Origin of the sequence: Corynebacterium occultum, assembly GCF_009734425.1 — a bacterium.
Classification (GTDB): domain Bacteria; phylum Actinomycetota; class Actinomycetes; order Mycobacteriales; family Mycobacteriaceae; genus Corynebacterium; species Corynebacterium occultum.
The window spans coordinates 687,688-705,773 of sequence record NZ_CP046455.1; the positions used below are offsets into that span (position 1 = coordinate 687,688).

An 18,086-nucleotide genomic window follows, 5' to 3' on the forward strand; every position below is an offset into this window, starting at 1 on the left:
GAACTGTCTGCCGCTAAGAATTTCTGCCCTTTATCCGCCTAGTAGGGTGTCGTGACTAACAGTCTTGGTTGAGGGATGATAATCCTGGTGGGCTCTTTCCCCAACACCCGCCACAAGCGAGGGTAGTGATGACACGAGCAAAATCCCGACCGGTCACACTCAACGACACCGACCGAGAGTGGTTGACCACCAGAGTCCGCACCAGATCCTTCCCGGCCCAGCAGGTACGCCGAGCCCGGATCCTCCTGGAATTGGACGAACACCACCCCGAACGGCGACGCCGTGGTGAACCGGTACCCACTCAGGCCCAGGTCGCGGAACTGGCTGGGGTGTGCACCGACACCGTGCTCAAGGTTTCCAAGGCCTACGCCGAGCGTGGTGGTGATGTGGAAGACACCGTCACCCGGAAAAAGCGCCTGACCCCACCGGTTGCCCCGACGGTCACCGGCGAGGTCGAAGCCCGCCTGATCGCCCTGGCCTGCAGCAACCCACCGGAAGGACATGCCCGGTGGAGTCTGCGACTGCTGGAAAAACATGTCCTGCTCACCGACGGGCTCCCGGCGTTGGATCATTCCACCATCGGTCGGGTGTTAAAAAACGACACTGCAACCTCACCTGAAGCAGTACTGGGCGATCCCACCGAAAGCCAACGGCTAGTTCGTCGCCCGGATGGAAGGGACGCCCTCGAGGTCTACGCACGCCCGTATGACCCCGACATCCCGGTGGTGTGCATGGATGAAAAGCCCTACCAGCTACTCGACTACACCCGGGACTGCATTGACGCGACACCCGGGCGTGTCCGCAAAGAAGATTACGAGTACTCCCGCAAGGAAGTGTGTTCCATCTTCGTGTGGGCCGAGCCCCTGGCTGGCCGGCGTCGGGTCCATGCCCGGCCGCGACGTACCCGGGTGGACTGGGCACATGAGATCGAGACACTGCTGACCGTGGACTACCTGGATGCGGACAAGGTTGTGCTGGTCATGGATAACCCTCAACACCCATACAGTGGGCTCGCTCTATGAGGCCTTTCCTGCCGTCAAGGCCAGGGAGTTGGCCGCCCGACTGGAGATCCACTACACCCCGAAACATGGCTCCTGGCTCAACATCGGAAGAGATTGAACTCTCGGCATTGTCACGTCAGTGTCTCTCGCGGCGGATACCCGATATCGACACGCTGAACCGGGAACTTCAGGCCTGGCAAGAGGTCGTCAACACCGAGCAACGACCCGTGAGCTGGCAGTTCACTACCGAGGATGCCCGCATTAAACTCCGTCATTTGTGCCCGGAACATTAGTCACGACACTCTACTACGTTTGAAGTAATAGGGGGAAGGATTACCAAGGACTGCGATCCTCATTCCTGCACCTTCAACTTGTCTCGGAGGAAAGCCACGACGGCGTCGTGAAGCTCATGACTTCGTGGGACCGCACCAGACATCCAGTAAACACCGTGAACGAGTCCATCGAAGCGTTGATGGGTGGTATCCACCCCGGCAGCTGAGAGCTGTGCAGCGTAGTCTTCGCCTTCATCCCGGAGAACCTCGTATTCATTGGTCAGCACCAACGCGGGTGGTAAGCCCGTCAAGGATGAGGCATTGGAGGGGGTGGCGTGTGGATGATCAGCATCTTCCGGGGAGGAAAGGTAGCTCTCCCAGAAGTGATCCATGCCCGCACTCGTGATGACATAACCCTCCTGGAATTCACGCTTAGAAGCGGTCTCCGCATTGGCGTCGATCGCTGGATACACCAGTACTTGTGCACTGATCTGAGGGCCGTTTTCATCGCGAGACCGCAACGCGGCAACCGCAGCAAGATTGCCGCCGGCACTGTCGCCCATGACGGCCAACCTGGTGGGGTCACCACCGAAGCGGGAAATGTTTTCAGCGGTCCATTTCAGGGCTGCAAAAGTATCGTCGGTGGCTGCAGGGAACTTCGACTCGGGAGCGAGCCGATAACTTGTCGCTACCACGATGACCCCGGCATCATTGGCCAACGCACGGTTCGGTTCCTCCGCAACATCTATGCTGCCGGCTATGAAGCCACCACCATGTATGTAAAAGACCACCGGCAGGGGATGGGATGCCTCGGGAATGTAGATGCGAACCTGCTGCTTCCCTGCGGGGCCGTCGAAGGTCTCATCGATGACCTCAGCCACTTCACGGGTGGGCAACTGAAGCCCCTTGAAGGAATCAACGACCGCGCGGCTCTCCTCAGTGCTCAACTGCTCGAAGGACTTCAAACCCTGCTGCTGCAACCCATCAAGAAGGTCCTGTACTGCACTGTCTAATGCCATGGTTCTTCTCTTCCTTTTCTGCTGATACCGGTGGGGATCGGTGACGGATTTACTGGGCGTCGATACGTACAAGGTCAGAGGACGGAAAATTTCCGGGCCGCGCTGAGGTCGAAACCTCTGTAACCCTCGTCTACGATCTCCTGGCAAATTTTCCGATAGGTTGGAGCTCCACCCAGGTAGACCAGGCACTTTCGCGGTTTGCCGGGAATGTTGGTGCCCATGTACCAGGAGTTCGCGCCCGGCAGAAGAGTTGCTTCGGCAACCTCGTTAGAATGTTGTACCCAGTTGTCTTCTGCGTCTTCCGTGGCCTCGATGACGTGGAGATCATGAGTATGCAGATGAGCAATAGCGTCAGCTGCGAAGTCCACGTGATCTTCGATAGCTAGCGGCATGTTGTAGAGCACTGAGGGGCTTTGTGGTCCAGTGATTAGGAACAAGTTTGGGAAACCGCTGATCGTGGTGCCCAGGTAGGTGTGGGGGCCATCGGACCACTTGTCTTCTAGGCGCTGTCCGCCCTTGCCACGAATGTTCATGGACAGCAGCGGGCCGGTCATGGCATCGAACCCGGTGGCTAAGACCAGGACGTCGAACTCGTACTCGCCTTCACTGGTGCGGGCTCCGGTAGGGGTGATGCGCTCGATCGGGTGAGCCTTGACGTCCACGAGTTCTACATTGTCTTGGTTGTAGACTTCGTAGTAGTTGGTCTCCAGTGGGGGACGCTTGGTGGCGTAAGGGTGATCCTTTGGGGCGAGCTTTTCGGCGGTGACCGGATCCTTCACCCGCTCCTTGATGCGGTTACGGATGTACTCCGCGGCGGTATCATTGGCTTTCTTATCCACGAGGATGTCCTGGAAGCTGTCAATGAACAACCGGAAGCCGCCAGCGTTCCAGCGCTCATCGAAAACCTTGCGCCGCTCTTGTTCGCTGACTGCCAGGGCAGAGGGTTGTACCTGGTTGTAGGGGACGCCCAGGAAGTGATTGCGTGAGGCATCCCGGATCTCCGGGTAGCGCTCCTTCTGCTCGGCCTCCTCAACCAGGTCGGTGGGGTGATTGCCGATCGGGGTGGCGAAGTTCGGTGTGCGCTGGAAGACGGTGAGCTGCGCCGCATCCTTGGCGATTTCGGTGATCACCTGGATACCGGAGGCGCCAGTACCGATCACGCCGACACGCTTGCCCTTGAAATCCACAGGCTCATGTGGCCAGTTGCCGGTCAGATAGACTTCGCCGGCGAAGTCATCCACACCGGAGAACTCAGGTTTTTTCGGAACCGAGAGGTTACCGGCTCCAGAGATGATGAAGCGGGCGATGGCGGTGCGGCCGTCATCGGTGCCCACTTGCCACAGCGACGACTCATCATCCCAGACCACCGAGGTGACCCGGGTGTTGAACTCCACGCTGCGGCGAATATCGAAGCGGTCGGCCACATGATTGAGATACTTCAGGATCTCCGGTTGGCCAGCGAACTTTTCTGACCATTGCCACTCCTGTTGAAGATCCTCATCAAAAGAATAGGAGTAATGCACGCTCTCGATGTCGCAGCGGGCCCCGGGATAGCGGTTCCAGAACCAGGTGCCGCCGACATTCGATCCAGCCTCGAAAGCCCGGACGTTGAGCCCCATTTCATCACGAAGCTTGTGCACTGCGTAGATGCCGGCAAATCCGGCCCCGATGATAATCGCATCATAGGTCTGCGGTTGTGACATATCGTGCTCCTTTGAGCTCGGTGGTTTGTGCCTGCCTTAACAAGATAAGATTTCTTGTGACCTAAGTCATGGGTAGAATTGCCCCATGTTCTACCTGTTCCCGATTTGCGGCTCATAATCTGGAACTTTCGTGAACTACCCGGGTACCGAGGAGAAAGTGATGTTCATAACCTCTGCGTTACCCCGTCCGGTTCCTAAAAGCAGGTAGGAAAAGCTGGTTACATCCGCTGACTGTCCGTCCCGTTCCAGATCGTATTCAGAAAGGAAAACGCGCTGTGTCTAGAAGCATTGGCTCGCTCAACCGGGGGTCTGCGCTGGGCCGCGCGGCGCTGACCAGTTTCGTTGGCCGACGCCGTGAATTGAGCGAGGCCAAGGCGAAACTGGTCGCGTCCCGATTGGTGACCCTGACTGGGCCCGGTGGGGTGGGAAAGACCCGCATAGCCTTGGAACTAGCTGACCGTGTGAAGAAAGCCTTCAAAGACGGAGTTTGGCTAATTGAGCTTGACAGTCTCAGTACTGGTGACCGGGTGGCTTCAGCTGTGGCAACTACCCTTAGCGTGCCAGACCAGACCAACCGTGTTGCCCTAGATCGTGTGATGGATTATCTACGCGATAAAGAGATCCTGCTGGTGTTGGATAACTGTGAGCATGTGCTTCAGGACGCGGCGGAGGTGGCGGATGCGTTATTGACTGCGGCGCCAAAGATACGGATCCTGGCTACCAGTCGGGAACCACTGCACATTGCTGCTGAGCATGTGTGCGTGGTGCCGCCACTGACCACCCCGCCATGGGACGAACTGGAAGCTGGAGGGATTGAGCATTTTGAGGCGGTATCCCTTCTGGTGGACCGTGCCCGGCAGCTGGTGCCGGACTTTTCCGTGACCCCCGATAACCAGGAGGTCATTGCACAGTTATGTATCCGATTAGACGGCATCCCGCTAGCCATTGAGTTGGCGGTCGCCCGGCTACGGACTCTCTCGCCCGATCAATTATTAGATCGCCTGGATCAGCGCTTTCAATTGCTTAACCGTGGGGATCGGGCGGTGTTGCCGCGCCAGCAGACACTTCAGGCGTTGATCGACTGGAGCTATGGGCTGTGCTCTAAACCTGAACAACTACTCTGGCGCCGCCTGGCGATCTTCCCTGATGTCTTTGATCTTGATGCCGCTGAGTATGTCTGTGGTTTCGGTGAGCTGGGGCGAGGAGAGGTTTTAGACTTACTTGATCAGCTTGTCTCGAAGTCCATTCTGCAGACCGACCGGGCGGCAAATCAGGTCCGCTACCGCCAGCTGATGACCGTTCGGGAGTATGGCACTCTATTGCTCACCGATGACGGCGAAGAACATGAACTACGCCGACGTCACCGCGACCATTACCTGAATCGGGCTGAAGAACGTGTTGCAGCTTGGTGGGGTCCCCTCCAGGCAGAAAGCCTTAACATCACTCGAGCTGAGCGGCCCAATCTGATTGCTGCGCTTGAATGGTCACTTGGTAGTGAATGCGAATATGATACTGCGGCCCGACTTGCGGTGGCGTTGCGCTATCACTGGATTGCGGGCGGCTTTTTAAGTGATGGTCGTGCTTGGTTGGAACGTATTCTGCGCCAATCTGAACTATCGTTGCCTGCCCGAGGCAACGCCTCCTGGGTGGCCGGGTGGGTGGCATTAATCCAGGGGGATCATGAGGATGCCGCGAAACATCTCGAGGTTTCGCTTGCTGCGGGACAGTCGTTGGAAGATTCGGAGATGGCGGTGTTTGCTCAGCATTGGCAGGCGCTGCACCTTCTGTTCACCGGAGATCTGGAGGGGGCGATTGGTCTTTTCACAGAGGTGGTCGCCGACCATGGGAAACACGATCGACCCGCTGATCAACTCACTGCCATATTTCAGCTGGGCATGGCGCGGTCATTCAATGGTCAGTCAGAGGAAGGCCTCAGGATCAGCGTCTCTGCCCTGAAAATCTCCGAACGGGATGGTGAACGGTGGAACTGCGCCTATCTGTGGTGGATCGTTGGACTGTGTCACTGGCAGCTCGGTGATTTCCCGGCGGCCCGTGAGGCCGCTTTCCGCGCGTTGCGTATTCAGCAGGACTTCCAGGACGCTATCTGTACCGCGATGAGTATTGAGCTGCTGTCCTGGGTGGCAGTCTCCACATCGGACTTTGAACGTGGCAAAGAACTTGCTGAGGCTGCAGAGTCTGTCTGGCAGGGTCTGGGCACGGAGATCTCTGCTTTCGGCCCCCATATCGCGAAGGCGGCAGCTGGCTCAGCAGCCAAATTCCAGAAGGCTCTCGGTGCAAAGAACTCGCCAAAAACAGTAGGAAAACAGCGGTTGAGCAAAGCTGAGGCCATTGCGGTCGCTCTGGGTAAAAAGCCACGGGTTACACAAAATCTCGACCGTGGTGTGGAGAATAACCCGCTGACCAAGCGAGAGATGGAGATCGCCGAGCTTGTTTCTCAGGGTTTGACCAACCGGCAGATTGCGGGCAAGTTGGTGCTTTCGCATCGCACGGTGGATGGACACGTTGAGCGAATTTTCACCAAACTCAACTTCACCTCCCGCGTGCAACTGGTCACCTGGGTAGAGAGTCTGCGACAGGCTCCTCAGGCCATCGCCATGTGACGACCCTCCAGAGTTATTACTGCGAGGTGGCACCGGACCTGTTCGGGATAACACCCTGAATGCTGTTGATCGTCCTGACCAGAGGGGCACAGCTTCTGGCCCTGGGTTACAGCTGTTTCTAGATAAACAAGCTCCAGCTCCGCGAGATAAGTCAGGTTTCCAGGGTAAAACGTCGTCCGTCCCTTCGGGTTAAACCCCGCAGGGTTTCTCTTTGGATCTTTTTGTGTTGGATCGCCACAGTCTTTCCCTCACTTACCCAGAAAGAACTCCCGCAATGAGTTGTCCTCTGACCATCCCTATCTCTGCTGGGATGCCATCCCAGCTACCCGCCGGACCAGCGAAGCTCACTGTCTATTCCTATGGACTGCGAGCTGGCGGTACCCTCCATATCCCAGGGATGGTCGCCTCCGGTTCAGAATCTACGAGCCGTGGTCGAAACCACCGGGGGCGCGATCAATCACATTGTCTCCACCACCTATCTCACCGATGCCCCTGTCGTGAATGCGGCCCCCGAGAACACTCTCAGTTCCTCGGGGAAATTTCCGCTGAACCCTGTCCCGTCCATGCATTCCCACCCCCACCAAAATCCCTACACTGGGCCTTACAACGGAAAGGGAATCATGGAACACAACAACACCGCCCCGGGTTTCCGAGGCGCACTGCTCAAGACCGGTGCTGCAGTCACCACCGCAGCCACCATCGGCACGATCCTCACGGATCCGGAGAACCGTTGGTACAAGAGTCTGGCCAAGCCCTCCTGGCAGCCCCCGAAGGCTGCTTTCCCCATCGCCTGGACGGCGCTCTACACCGATATCGCGGTGGTTTCAGCCTCAGTGATTTCCGCAGAAGAGGCGAAGAAGGAGAACTCCTCTTCGCCTTATCAGCTGGCTCTGTCCGCCAACCTGGTGCTCAATGCCGGTTGGACGGGTCTTTTCTTCCGCTCCAGGCAGCCCTGGTTGGCGGCGGTGGGTGCCGCAGTGCTGGCGGGTAGTTCCATTGATCTGACCCGCCGCGCCTGGCAGTCCTCACCGGCACGTGGACTCGCACTGTCTCCCTACGCCGCCTGGACTTCTTTCGCCACGGCGCTGAGCACCTCTATCGCCTGGATGAACCGCTAGTTCACACTGAGTTAGTTCACGCAGCGCGGGCCGCTGCCACCGGCGTCGATCTCGGGGGCCACTTCGGTGTCTTCACCGAAGTCGGCTCCGGGCTGGCCAACAGTGGTGGGGGTCTCCTCCTGCACGGCTTCCTGGTCCATGGGGCCGGCGTATTCATCGTGGGTGACCACCACGACGGTGCCAGGTTCCAGGCCCTCGTTGATGGTGATGGGCAGTCCACCCAGGGCTTCTGCCAGTTCAATAGCGGCCGGGTCAGTGGGGTCGGCGGTCACGACCTGGGATTCCCAGTAAATGCCGGGTTGGGCGTTGCTCACCTCGGTGACGTTCCAGCCGTTCTGCTTCAGGTGGGAACCCACCCCACCGGCCAGGCCGCTGGTGGAACCGGCGTTGAGCACCAGGATGGCCACGTCGGGGACTGATTCCTCTTCTTCTGCAGGTGCTTCCTTTTCCTCTGCCGGAGCCGGGGGTACGAGGAGTTCATCGATGAAGTCATGGACCTGGTTCTGGTCGACGGTGACCACGGATTCTCCGTAGTCGCCGATGCCGTCGATGGAGGTCACCGGGATGGTGGTGAAGGTGACGTTGCCGCCTGCCAGGTTGGACAGCTGTGTGGCGAAGGAGAGCACGTCCCAGCCTTCGTCGAGCACCACGGAGCGTTCCACCGCGGCACCCATGCTGGCCAGCTTGGCCGGGTTGGTCAGGGTGCCGGCGTTGAGCACATTGTTCACCAGGGAGGCCATGTAGGCCTGCTGACGCACGATGCGGTCCAGGTCGCCGCGGGGGAGACCATGGCGTTGGCGGACGAAGGAGAGTGCCTGGGCACCTTCAAGGGTCTGCACCCCGGCGGGGAAGTCAGCGCCGGAGTAGATGTCCTGGGTGGCCTCATTGAGACAGACGTCCACGCCGCCCACGGCGTCGGTAAGCAGCACGAAGCCGAGTAGTCCGACCTCCGCGTAGTGGTCGACCTCGATGCCGGTGAGGGTGGCAACCGCGGAGATCAGGGCGCTACGCCCCACGTCCTTGGCCTTCTCATCGAATTTCTTCTCATCGACGGTGTCGCCCGCGGCCTCCGCCTCGGCGATCATTTCCTGCTTGGCGGCGAATTTGTGCACCCCATAGACACCGTTGATCTTCAGGTTCCCCTGCTCCGGGGTGCTGATGTAGGTGTCGCGTGGGATGGAGACCGCCGTGGCGGAGCTGCCGTCATTGGGCACACGGATCAGCATGAGGGTGTCGGTGTTCTCGGCCTCCTCCTCATCGCCGGCGTAGAGCATGGCGGATTCTTCTTCGCTCAGGGGGTTGCCCTGAGCGTCGGTACGTGAATCTGAGCCCACCAGCAGGATGTCCACGGCACCATCCGGTGCGTCGCCGGCACCACCGCCGAGGGAGAGGTTGCCGGCGGAGGAGATTTCACTGCCGAGTCGACCCACGGTGAAGTAGCCGATGGCGGAGACCATCAGCACCAGCACGGAGAGGAACGCGATGGTGCCGCGCAGGGCGGCGGGGCCTGCCTGGCGGACCTTCGTGCCCCATTCCGGCGAGGGCTGGATATCGCGCACGGGGCGGTACTTCTCGTTCACAGGGGTATTCTCCGGGGTTCCGATATAGATGTCTAGGGATGGAGTGTATTCCATGAGGGTGGCAATCACGGGAGCCGGTGGTCAGCTGGGCTCCGCAATGAGACTGACAACACCCCCTGAGGTGGAGGCGATCTGGCTGGGGCGGGCAGACCTGGACATCACTGATCCGGAGGCGGTTGCCCACACCGCGAGTCTCAAGGGCATTGATGTGCTGATCAACACCGCCGCATATACCGCGGTGGATGCGGCCGAAGATGATGAAGCTGCGGCACTGTTGCTCAACGGGGAGGCCCCCGGACACCTGGCCGAGCGTTGCCGGGAGGAGGGTGCCCACCTGGTGCAGCTCTCCACTGACTATGTGTTTGGCCCCGGGGTACCGCATCGTCCCCTCACCCCCGCCGATCCCACCAACCCGGACACGGTCTACGGGCGCAGCAAACTGCGCGGAGAGCAGCTCGCGGGGGAAAACTCGACCATCCTGCGCACCGCCTGGGTTTATTCGGCCAACACCTTGCCCGAGCACCGGGATTTCGTCTCCACCATGCTGCGTCTGGAGAAAACCCATGAGACGGTCACCGTGGTGGCTGACCAGCATGGTTGCCCGACCTACGCCATCGATCTGGCACGGGCGGTCTGGGAGGCCGCGCAGCAGCAGCCCGGTGTAGTACAGCATGCGGTGGGGGAGGGGCAGACCACCTGGTTCGAGCTGGCCCAGGCCATCTTCGCGGAGATCGGTGCAGATCCCCGGCGCATCACGCCGGTGACGAGTGCGGAGTATCCGGCACGTGCGCCACGCCCGGAATGGTCCGTTCTGGCCTCGGACTATGCCCTCCCGGAGTGGCGCAGTGCCCTGCGGCGGGCGTTGGCAGCTAAACTCTGATCCTTGTGAGTACTAACCCGGCATCCCTCGCGGTCATCACCGTGACCTATTCCCCGGGGCCTTATCTCAAGGCCTTCCTGGATTCGGTTCCCGAAGCCACGGGGCTGCCCACCACCGTTATCATGGCCGACAACGGCTCCACCGACGGATCCCCGGAGGCCGCGGTGGGGCAGGGGGTCGAGCTGTTGCACACCGGCGGCAACCTCGGCTACGGCAGCGCCATCAATGCCGCGGCGCGGGCCCTGCGGGGGCGTCGTGAAGCGGGTGAGATCAACGATGAGTTCTTCGTGATCTCCAACCCGGATGTCGTCTTCGACCCCGCCTCCATCGACGCGCTTATCGACGCCGCGGCCCGTCACCCCGGTGCCGCCTCCCTGGGGCCCTTCATCCGGGAGGCGGACGGCAGCGCCTACCCTTCAGCACGCGCGGTGCCCACCCTGCGCAATGGCATCGGCCATGCGTTATTTGGCGGCATCTGGCCGAAGAACCCCTGGTCCGCCTCCTACCGGGCGGACTCCGACATGAGCACGGAGCGTGCCGCGGGCTGGCTCTCCGGGTCCTGCCTACTGGTTCGCTGGGAGGCCTTCGACAAGGTCGGGGGCTTCGATGAGCGCTATTTCATGTACATGGAGGATGTGGATCTGGGGGACCGTTTCGGACGCGCCGGATATTCCAATATCTTCGTCCCCTCCGCCGAGATCACCCATGCCAAGGGGCATTCGGCGGGGGAGCACCCCGAAACCATGTTGCCCGCCCACCATGACAGCGCCTATCGGTTCCAGGCTGATCGTCTGGCCGGCCCGGTGTTCGCGCCGATTCGAGGGGCGCTGTGGGTGGGCCTCAAACTACGCTCTCTGATAGCTGTTGCCAATGCACGCCTTCGACGTCGATAAGAAAGTGGAGATGATATGTCTCATCCTGAGAACACTGATGCCGTAATCCTGGTCGGTGGCAAGGGCACCCGCCTGCGCCCCCTGACCATGAATACCCCGAAGCCGATGCTGCCCACCGCCGGGTTCCCTTTCCTGCAGCACCTCCTGGCACGCATCGAGGCCGCCGGCATCAAGCATGTCGTTCTCTCCACCTCCTTCAAGGCCGAGGTCTTCTCCAACTACTTCGGGGATGGCTCACAGATGGGACTGGAGATCGAGTACGTCTTCGAGGAGGAGGCCCTGGGCACCGGGGGTGGTATCCGCAATGTCCTGGACAAACTACGCCATGAGACCGTCATGGTCTTCAACGGCGATGTGCTTTCCGGAACCGACCTGGGTGGCATCCTGCAGACCCATGAGGATCGCGATGCCGACCTGACCATGCACCTGCTGCGGGTGGCGGACCCCTCCGCCTTCGGTTGCGTGCCCACCGACGCGGATGGTCGCGTCCTGGAATTCCTGGAGAAGACCGAGGATCCGCCGACCGACCAGATCAACGCCGGCTGCTATGTCTTCCGCCGTTCCGTGATCGAGGAGGACATCCCCACCGGGCGCAATGTCTCCGTGGAGCGTGAGACCTTCCCGATGATGCTGAACAATAATCGCAAGGTCTACGGCCATGTGGATAACTCCTACTGGCGGGACATGGGCCGCCCGACTGACTTCGTCCGGGGCTCCTCCGACCTGGTTCGTGGCGTGGTGCCCTCCCCGCTGCTGGCCGGAAAACACGGCGAGAGCTATGTTGACCCGACCGCCGGTGTGGCCGGGGGTGCGCTGCTGCTGGGTGGCACCGCCGTGGGGCGTGGTTCCGAGATCGGGGCCGGTTGCCGCCTGGACGGCACCGTCATCTTCAACGGGGTGACCATTGAGCCGGGCGCGGTGATCGAGAATTCCATCATCGCCTCGGGTGCCCGGATCGGTGCCAACACCCGGATCAGTGATGCCGTGATCGGGGAGGGCGCGGTGATCGGCGCGCGTTGTGAGCTGGCCGGTGGGATGCGTATCTGGCCGGGAGTGGTGGTGCCGGACACCGGTATCCGCTTCTCCTCCGACGCCTAGTTCCACCCCGGTTTGCCCCTGGTTTAAGGGGCAATTTAGCCCTCTCTTATCACCTGGGTGGAGGTATTCCTGCAGAGACACGCCGGTTTTTTCTGCGATTTGTGTGGTTTTCTATTCCCGACCACTATATGTAGTACCCCCGGACTATCCCCCTTATGCTGCTGGCCTGTTAATCTTGTGACCTGAGTGATTAACGACCAGCACTAATGCTCTGTCCGGCCCTAAGTCCCCCGTTTTAGGTTGACGATATTTAGTGATCCGTGTGTAATCACATCAGTGAAAGATATTGACATACCTACGGAGGAAGGAACATGGCGTGGAAGACATGGCTAATGACGCCATCCTTCGGGGCAGAACAGTGCGCGAGATGAGCATAGATGAGCTCTTCGGTGCTGTGGAGCAGGAATGGCAGGATCAGGCGCTCTGCGCGCAAACTGATCCGGAGGCCTTCTTTCCCGAGAAGGGCGGCTCCACCCGGGAAGCCAAGCGCATTTGTCTGGCCTGTGCCGTCCGTGATGAATGTCTGGAATATGCGCTCGAGCATGATGAGCGTTTCGGGATCTGGGGCGGGCTCTCCGACCGGGAGCGTCGCCGCCTGAAAAAGCAGATAATTTAGCTGAAAATATTGAGCGGGTTCCTTTGATGGGGCCCGCTTTTTTCATTCCCCCATCACCACTGGAAGCGGGGATCCACATCCCGGGGGTCCAGGTTCAGGTAATTCGCCACCAGGGCGGTGAGGATGGTGGCCAGGAGTTCCTGGCGTTCCATCACGGTGGTGGTGCGCTGCTCCACCGGCATCCGGAAGATGACGATCCTGGCGCGGGTCGGGTTTCCGGAAGGGTCCACCCCCGCCGGAATCACCCTGCCCAGGGGAACCGGGCCATCGGCGATGATTTCATCCGGCAGCACCGTCATATCGGCCCGCAGCCGCATCCGGGGGATGGTGTCCACCGCCAGGTCCAGGCCGAGGAGCTCCTCCCCGAAAGCCTGCTGGATGGGTGCATAGGCCTCCAGCACCGCCACGTCGAAATGCTGACGGCGGCTGCGTTGCCGCGGGGCCTCAGGGGGAAGTATCGGACCCCGCAGACCCCTCCCGTGGCGGTTGCGGAAGGTCCTGGTGTGCATATCTCAAGAGACTAGTTTGAGTGGGGGCGAAGAGCTGGCAAGACTCGCCGAGGGTGGCAAATCTCAAGTTGGAGTCTAGACTTTGGTGCGTGAGTCGATACCGTCGTTGTTCCCGCCCCGGTTGTGGTAAGCCCGCCGTGGCCACGTTGACCTACGCCTACGCCGAGTCCACCGCAGTGGTCGGGCCGCTGGCGCCCGCCGCTGAGCCGCACAGCTGGGACCTCTGCGCTAACCACGCAGAGCGCATCACCGCGCCCCTGGGCTGGGAGATGCTGCGCGTGGACCACATCGAGGACGACGATGATGATGACCTGACCGCGCTGGCCAATGCGGTGCGCGAAGCCGGCCGCACCACCAGTGGCCTGTCCGATGACTACCGCGAGGCAGACCCGGAGGTGCCCCAGCACCCCATTTACCGCCCGAAGCGCGTTGAAGAGCATAAAACCATTCGGCGTGGACACCTCCGTCTGGTGCAGGATGATGAAGGCTAAGCTGTGGAGCTAGTCCTTTAAGATCCAACAAGTATTTTTGGAGAGCTGCATGTCTGTTGGCAGAAGTCGGGAATCCGTCACCTCGGTGATCAAGGCCTATGACGTCCGGGGAGTTGTCGGGGAAGACATCGACACCGACTTCATCCGCGAGATCGGGGCCTCCTTCGCCCGGCTGCTCCGCATGGAGGGGGAGACCGCGGTGGCCGTGGGCCACGACATGCGTGAATCCTCCCCGACGCTGGCCTCCGCCTTCGCTGATGGTGTGACCGCCCAGGGCCTGAACGTGGTCATGCTCGGCCTGACCTCCACCGATGAGCTCTACTACGCCTCCGGTCGCCGGGATTGCGCTGGCGCCATGTTCACCGCCAGCCACAACCCGGCCAAGTACAACGGCATCAAGCTCTGCCGCTCGGGGGCCCGGCCTGTCGGCCAGGACACCGGCCTGAAGTTCATCATCGATGACCTGGTTGCCGGAACCATCCCCGAATACGATGGCCCGCATGGCGTGGTCTCCCGCAAGGATGTCCTCGAAGATTATGCCAAGTACCTGCGCGAACTGGTCGATCTGCGGGAGATCCGCCCCCTGAAGGTGGCCGTGGACGCCGCCAACGGCATGGGTGGACTCACCGTCCCGGCCGTGTTCGAGGGGCTGCCCCTGGAGATTGAGCCGCTCTACTTCGAACTCGACGGCACCTTCCCCAACCACGAAGCCAACCCCCTGGAGCCGGCCAACCTGGTGGATCTGCAGAACTTCGTCAAGGAGACCGGCGCCGACATCGGCCTGGCCTTTGATGGCGATGCGGACCGCTGCTTCGTCGTCGATGAGAAGGGCGACCCGGTCAGTCCCTCCGCCATCTGCGGCATCATCGCTGAACGCGCCCTGCAGGAGAACCCCGGTGCCACCGTCATCCACAACCTGATCACCTCCAAGGCGGTGCCGGAGATCATCGCGGAACAGGGTGGCACCGCCGTCCGCACCCGGGTGGGGCATTCCTTCATCAAGTCCCGCATGGCAGAGACCGGCGCCATCTTCGGTGGGGAACACTCCGCCCACTACTACTTCACCGAATTCTTCAACGCCGACTCCGGCCTCCTGGCGGCCATGCATGTCCTGGCGGCACTGGGATCCCAGGAACGTCCCCTCTCGGAGATGATGTCCTCCTACAGCCGTTATGAAGCCTCCGGGGAGATCAACTCCACCGTGGTCGACCAGGCGGCCAGCACCGAAGCCGTTCTTGAGGCCTTCGCCGAGCGGATCGAATCCGTGGATCGCCTGGACGGGGTCACCGTGGAACTCAAGGACACTCCGGCCTGGTTCAATGTCCGCGCCTCCAACACTGAGCCCCTGCTGCGCCTGAATGTCGAGGCACCCACCAGGGGTGAAGTGGATGCGCTCCTCGCGGAGATCCTCGGGATCATCCGCGCCTGATAGCTATCCTGGTAGGCATGACCGAGTCCTTCCAGCAGCATGATGCCGAGCAGATCCGTTTCTTCGATGTAGCCCACGAGGGCGCCCAGGTTCGTTCCACCGCTGGTGTGGTCGCCTCCGGCGCCCTCGACCAGCTTTATGGCATGAATCCCCGGTCGGTGGTCGTACTGGCCACCGATCAGGTGTCCCGGGCCGCGGCTCAGGCCGTCTGCACCCTGCGCAGCCCGCTGCGTCGACCCCTGCTGGTCACCGACTCCCTGCCGCATTATTTCGGTGCCCTGGATGTGCTGATCGTGGTGGGGGAGCGCAACAGTGACATTGCCCACCAGGCGCTGCATGCCGCAGATTCCCGGGGCGCAGTGACTGTCCTGGCCGGCGCTGAGGGCCCGGTGGCCGATGACGCCCCCAGGAACACCGTGGTCTTCCCCGTGCTGCCCACCGCATTGGGAACCTCTCCGGCCCGCACCATCACGGCCGTCGCCACCGTCCTTGACCTGCTGGAGGAGGATTCCAGGCTGGTGGTCCAGCGGTTGGAATCCACCGCAGATGTGATCGACGTCGAGGTGGAGACCCTTGCCCCGGAGCGTGATCTCAGCGTCAACCCGGGCCGCCAGCTGCGGGAACACGTCTCCGGCGCCCGGATCATCCACACCGGTAACCGGGCCATCGCCGAGGTGGTGGCCACCCTCTGGACCCTCAAGGGACTGCCCGCCGCAGCGGCCGACGTTGCGGAGCTCGATGGACTGATTCCCGAACCGGATCCTTTCCACGACCCCTTCCTGGACGGTCCGGCCGCGGTGGTACCGTTGAAGGCTGTTATCTGGGCGGCGGAGCTGCAGGGGGTTCCTGGCGCCCTGGAGCAGAAATGCGCCGAAATCACGCCCGGCCCCCTGGCTGAGGCGCTGACCCTGATCACCCGTGGCTATGCCGCGACGACCTATCAGAATGACCCGGAGGACTTCTAGATGCACCTGCTCACCGGTAAGATCCGCGCCTACCCCTGGGGTTCGCGTTCCCTGATCGCCGGACTGCGGGGCAAGAAGGTCCCCAGTGAAAGCCCCGAGGCAGAACTCTGGTTCGGGGCCCACCCGGCCAATCCCTCCACCGTGGGGGATAAGGATCTCACCGAGATCATCGCCGAGGATCCCAGGGCCGCACTGGGAGATCGGGTGTGTGCGGAATACGGCCCCACCCTGCCCTTCCTGATGAAGCTGCTGGCCGCCGATGAGCCGCTCTCCCTGCAGGCCCACCCCTCTGTCGAGCAGGCCCGAGAAGGTTATGCCCGGGAGAATGAGGAAGGGGTGCCACTGAATGCCCCGCACCGGGATTACAAGGACGTCAACCACAAGCCGGAGCTGATCGTCGCGCTCACCAACTTTGATGCGATGGCCGGTTTTCGTCCGCTGGATCGCACCCTCGAGCTGTTCCGGGAACTGAACTGCCCGGCCCTGGACCGCTACGCCAGCATGCTGGTCGATGATCCGGCGGAAGAGGAATCCAACCTCAGGGCGCTGTTCACCACCTGGATCACCATTCCGGCCAAGGTTCGGGGCGAAGTGATCAACTCCCTCATGGCGTCGATCGAGCCGCACCGGGAGCGCACTGACTGGATCGGGTTGACGCTGCGTAATGTCTTCGACCTCAATGAGCGCTATCCCGGTGATGTGGGGGTGCTCGGTGCCCTGCTGCTCAACCACATCCACCTGATTCCGGGGGAGGCGATCTACCTGGGGGCGGGGCAGTTGCACGCCTATATCCGGGGCATGGGCGTGGAGATCATGGCGAACTCAGACAATGTGCTGCGGGGTGGATTGACCTCGAAGTACGTGGATGTCCCCGAGCTGGTGAGGGTGCTCAAGTTCAACTCCCTGGCGGACCCCGTGGTGGTCCCGGAGGGCGGAACCTACACCGTCCCGGCGGAGGAGTTCAAGCTGACCCGGGTGGCGGCCGCGGAGGACTATCTCATTGACCATGATGGGCCGGCGATTGTGCTGTGCACCAATGGCAGACTGCAGCTGGGTGGAACCTCGGAGGTGGACGTGTTGGAGCTGAACCCCGGTGAGGCTGCCTGGATCCCGGCCAGTGACCCCGCCATCACCGTCAGCGGTGGGGGAGAGCTCTTCCTCGCCCGGGGTTAGCTGAGCCAGGGGAAGAGGCGCCAGGAGCTCCAGAGGAAGTTGGATCCCGGTGCCGCAGCCTCCTGGGTCGGAGTTTCTGCTGGGGGAGCCTCAAATTCTGGTGTTTCCACTGCTTCTGGTGTTTGAACTGCCGCTGGTGTTTCCGCTGCCGGGGCCTCAGGGGTCACCGAGGGAAGCTCCGGTGCCACAGATGGCTCAGCGCTCGGGGTTGCCGCGGGGCTGCTGCTGGGCTCCGGGCTCTCCACCGGGGTGCTGGGCGGGACCTCGCTGGGCAGCACTTCAGTGGGTAGGACCTCGCTGGGGCTGACGGGTACCTCCGAAGTGGGGGAGGTGGGTTCCTCGGTCAGCGTCAGGAAAGGCTCGGCGCTGGGGGGTGCTGTCTCGCTGCTTTCGAAGGGGTTCGCGGGGCTGAACGTCTGGGTGGGGGTGGCCCTGGTGGCTGCCTCGGGAATATAAGCATTCGGGGCGAGGTAGGGATCATCGGTGAGAACCGCGGCCGCATCCTGGGGTTTCTGCTCTTCCGGGGTTTCCTCGGTGACTTCCGGCGCCAGGGTTTCCGAGCTAACCGCGGCTGCTGTGGTGCCGGTGGTGGCGGACATGGCAGTATCGGTTGCGGAAAGGGTGGTGGGCAGACTTGCCCGCCAGACGCTGAGCCCGATTGCGGCAGCGACCAACAGGCCGATGCCCATAAAAATCAGGACTCTCCGAGTCTCAGCTA

16 protein-coding genes are annotated in these 18,086 nt (G+C 61.5%); 11 read left to right on the forward strand and 5 right to left on the reverse strand.

Going from position 1 to position 18,086, the window contains the following annotated elements:
- Positions 1 to 128: 128 nt before the first annotated feature.
- Entirely contained in the window at positions 129 to 1,022 is an 894-nt protein-coding gene (locus tag COCCU_RS03255; RefSeq protein ID WP_197088422.1) for a helix-turn-helix domain-containing protein, read from the forward strand.
- A gap of 331 nt (positions 1,023 to 1,353) precedes the next feature.
- Here the strand turns inward: COCCU_RS03255 and COCCU_RS03260 are convergent, their stop codons facing one another.
- Both COCCU_RS03260 and COCCU_RS03265 read right to left on the reverse strand, forming a co-directional pair.
- Positions 1,354 to 2,292, reverse strand: a complete 939-nt coding sequence (locus COCCU_RS03260; RefSeq protein WP_156230201.1) for an alpha/beta hydrolase — start codon at positions 2,290 to 2,292, stop codon at positions 1,354 to 1,356.
- 74 nt (positions 2,293 to 2,366) lie between these two features.
- Positions 2,367 to 3,995, reverse strand: coding sequence for a flavin-containing monooxygenase (locus COCCU_RS03265; protein ID WP_156230202.1), 1,629 nt, complete (start codon positions 3,993 to 3,995; stop codon positions 2,367 to 2,369).
- Between the two features lie 275 nt (positions 3,996 to 4,270).
- Between COCCU_RS03265 and COCCU_RS03270 the strand changes: the two genes are divergently transcribed.
- Together COCCU_RS03270 and COCCU_RS03280 are read left to right on the forward strand one after the other, a co-directional pair.
- Positions 4,271 to 6,616 carry a LuxR C-terminal-related transcriptional regulator gene (locus COCCU_RS03270; protein WP_231598844.1) on the forward strand — a complete coding sequence of 782 codons (2,346 nt, stop codon included), beginning with the start codon at positions 4,271 to 4,273 and terminating at the stop codon, positions 6,614 to 6,616.
- A 620-nt stretch (positions 6,617 to 7,236) separates the two neighbouring features.
- Positions 7,237 to 7,734, forward strand: coding sequence for a TspO/MBR family protein (locus COCCU_RS03280; RefSeq protein WP_156232542.1), 498 nt, complete (start codon positions 7,237 to 7,239; stop codon positions 7,732 to 7,734).
- 11 nt (positions 7,735 to 7,745) lie between these two features.
- On the opposite strand, the gene COCCU_RS03285 is transcribed toward COCCU_RS03280, so the two are convergent.
- Positions 7,746 to 9,314 carry an LCP family protein gene (locus tag COCCU_RS03285; protein WP_156230203.1) on the reverse strand — a complete coding sequence of 523 codons (1,569 nt, stop codon included), beginning with the start codon at positions 9,312 to 9,314 and terminating at the stop codon, positions 7,746 to 7,748.
- A 52-nt stretch (positions 9,315 to 9,366) separates the two neighbouring features.
- Here COCCU_RS03285 and rfbD point away from each other — a divergent pair, with 52 nt between their 5' ends.
- From rfbD to COCCU_RS03305, 4 genes are all read left to right on the forward strand, one after another.
- Positions 9,367 to 10,194: a dTDP-4-dehydrorhamnose reductase gene (gene rfbD / locus COCCU_RS03290; protein ID WP_156230204.1), complete on the forward strand. Its 828-nt coding sequence runs from the start codon at positions 9,367 to 9,369 to the stop codon at positions 10,192 to 10,194.
- Between the two features lie 5 nt (positions 10,195 to 10,199).
- The gene (locus COCCU_RS03295; protein ID WP_156230205.1) at positions 10,200 to 11,087 is read left to right on the forward strand and encodes a glycosyltransferase family 2 protein; all 888 of its coding nucleotides are present in this window, start codon (positions 10,200 to 10,202) and stop codon (positions 11,085 to 11,087) included.
- A 15-nt stretch (positions 11,088 to 11,102) separates the two neighbouring features.
- Positions 11,103 to 12,185 carry a mannose-1-phosphate guanylyltransferase gene (gene manB / locus COCCU_RS03300; RefSeq protein WP_156230206.1) on the forward strand — a complete coding sequence of 361 codons (1,083 nt, stop codon included), beginning with the start codon at positions 11,103 to 11,105 and terminating at the stop codon, positions 12,183 to 12,185.
- A 325-nt stretch (positions 12,186 to 12,510) separates the two neighbouring features.
- Positions 12,511 to 12,801: a WhiB family transcriptional regulator gene (locus COCCU_RS03305; protein ID WP_407924159.1), complete on the forward strand. Its 291-nt coding sequence runs from the start codon at positions 12,511 to 12,513 to the stop codon at positions 12,799 to 12,801.
- A 53-nt stretch (positions 12,802 to 12,854) separates the two neighbouring features.
- On the opposite strand, the gene COCCU_RS03310 is transcribed toward COCCU_RS03305, so the two are convergent.
- Complete coding sequence (locus COCCU_RS03310) at positions 12,855 to 13,310, reverse strand: metallopeptidase family protein (protein WP_156230208.1); 456 nt, start codon at positions 13,308 to 13,310, stop codon at positions 12,855 to 12,857.
- A gap of 89 nt (positions 13,311 to 13,399) precedes the next feature.
- On the opposite strand from COCCU_RS03310, the gene COCCU_RS03315 reads away from it, so the two are divergent.
- From COCCU_RS03315 to manA, 4 genes are read left to right on the forward strand one after another with little or no spacing between them, the layout of a single operon-like run.
- Positions 13,400 to 13,801 (forward strand): DUF3499 domain-containing protein, encoded by a 402-nt coding sequence (locus tag COCCU_RS03315; protein ID WP_156230209.1) that lies wholly within the window; start codon positions 13,400 to 13,402, stop codon positions 13,799 to 13,801.
- 49 nt (positions 13,802 to 13,850) lie between these two features.
- Positions 13,851 to 15,230 carry a phosphomannomutase/phosphoglucomutase gene (locus tag COCCU_RS03320; RefSeq protein ID WP_156230210.1) on the forward strand — a complete coding sequence of 460 codons (1,380 nt, stop codon included), beginning with the start codon at positions 13,851 to 13,853 and terminating at the stop codon, positions 15,228 to 15,230.
- A 17-nt stretch (positions 15,231 to 15,247) separates the two neighbouring features.
- Positions 15,248 to 16,195: a hypothetical protein gene (locus COCCU_RS03325; RefSeq protein ID WP_156230211.1), complete on the forward strand. Its 948-nt coding sequence runs from the start codon at positions 15,248 to 15,250 to the stop codon at positions 16,193 to 16,195.
- A complete protein-coding gene (gene manA, locus COCCU_RS03330) occupies positions 16,196 to 17,368 on the forward strand; it encodes a mannose-6-phosphate isomerase, class I (protein WP_156230212.1) in 1,173 nt (390 codons plus the stop codon).
- Here manA and COCCU_RS03335 read toward each other — a convergent pair.
- Positions 17,365 to 18,057 carry a hypothetical protein gene (locus tag COCCU_RS03335; protein ID WP_197088424.1) on the reverse strand — a complete coding sequence of 231 codons (693 nt, stop codon included), beginning with the start codon at positions 18,055 to 18,057 and terminating at the stop codon, positions 17,365 to 17,367. The genes manA and COCCU_RS03335 overlap by 4 nt on opposite strands.
- Between the last annotated feature and the right edge of the window lie 29 nt (positions 18,058 to 18,086).

Coding starts and splice junctions, on each gene's coding strand:
- COCCU_RS03255 (WP_197088422.1), top strand. CDS start 129: ATGACACGAGCAAAATCCCGACCGGTCACACTCAACGACACCGACCGA.
- COCCU_RS03260 (WP_156230201.1), bottom strand. CDS start 2,292: ATGGCATTAGACAGTGCAGTACAGGACCTTCTTGATGGGTTGCAGCAG.
- COCCU_RS03265 (WP_156230202.1), bottom strand. CDS start 3,995: ATGTCACAACCGCAGACCTATGATGCGATTATCATCGGGGCCGGATTT.
- COCCU_RS03280 (WP_156232542.1), top strand. CDS start 7,237: ATGGAACACAACAACACCGCCCCGGGTTTCCGAGGCGCACTGCTCAAG.
- rfbD (WP_156230204.1), top strand. CDS start 9,367: ATGAGGGTGGCAATCACGGGAGCCGGTGGTCAGCTGGGCTCCGCAATG.
- manB (WP_156230206.1), top strand. CDS start 11,103: ATGTCTCATCCTGAGAACACTGATGCCGTAATCCTGGTCGGTGGCAAG.
- COCCU_RS03305 (WP_407924159.1), top strand. CDS start 12,511: ATGGCTAATGACGCCATCCTTCGGGGCAGAACAGTGCGCGAGATGAGC.
- COCCU_RS03310 (WP_156230208.1), bottom strand. CDS start 13,310: ATGCACACCAGGACCTTCCGCAACCGCCACGGGAGGGGTCTGCGGGGT.
- COCCU_RS03320 (WP_156230210.1), top strand. CDS start 13,851: ATGTCTGTTGGCAGAAGTCGGGAATCCGTCACCTCGGTGATCAAGGCC.
- COCCU_RS03325 (WP_156230211.1), top strand. CDS start 15,248: ATGACCGAGTCCTTCCAGCAGCATGATGCCGAGCAGATCCGTTTCTTC.
- manA (WP_156230212.1), top strand. CDS start 16,196: ATGCACCTGCTCACCGGTAAGATCCGCGCCTACCCCTGGGGTTCGCGT.
- COCCU_RS03335 (WP_197088424.1), bottom strand. CDS start 18,057: ATGGGCATCGGCCTGTTGGTCGCTGCCGCAATCGGGCTCAGCGTCTGG.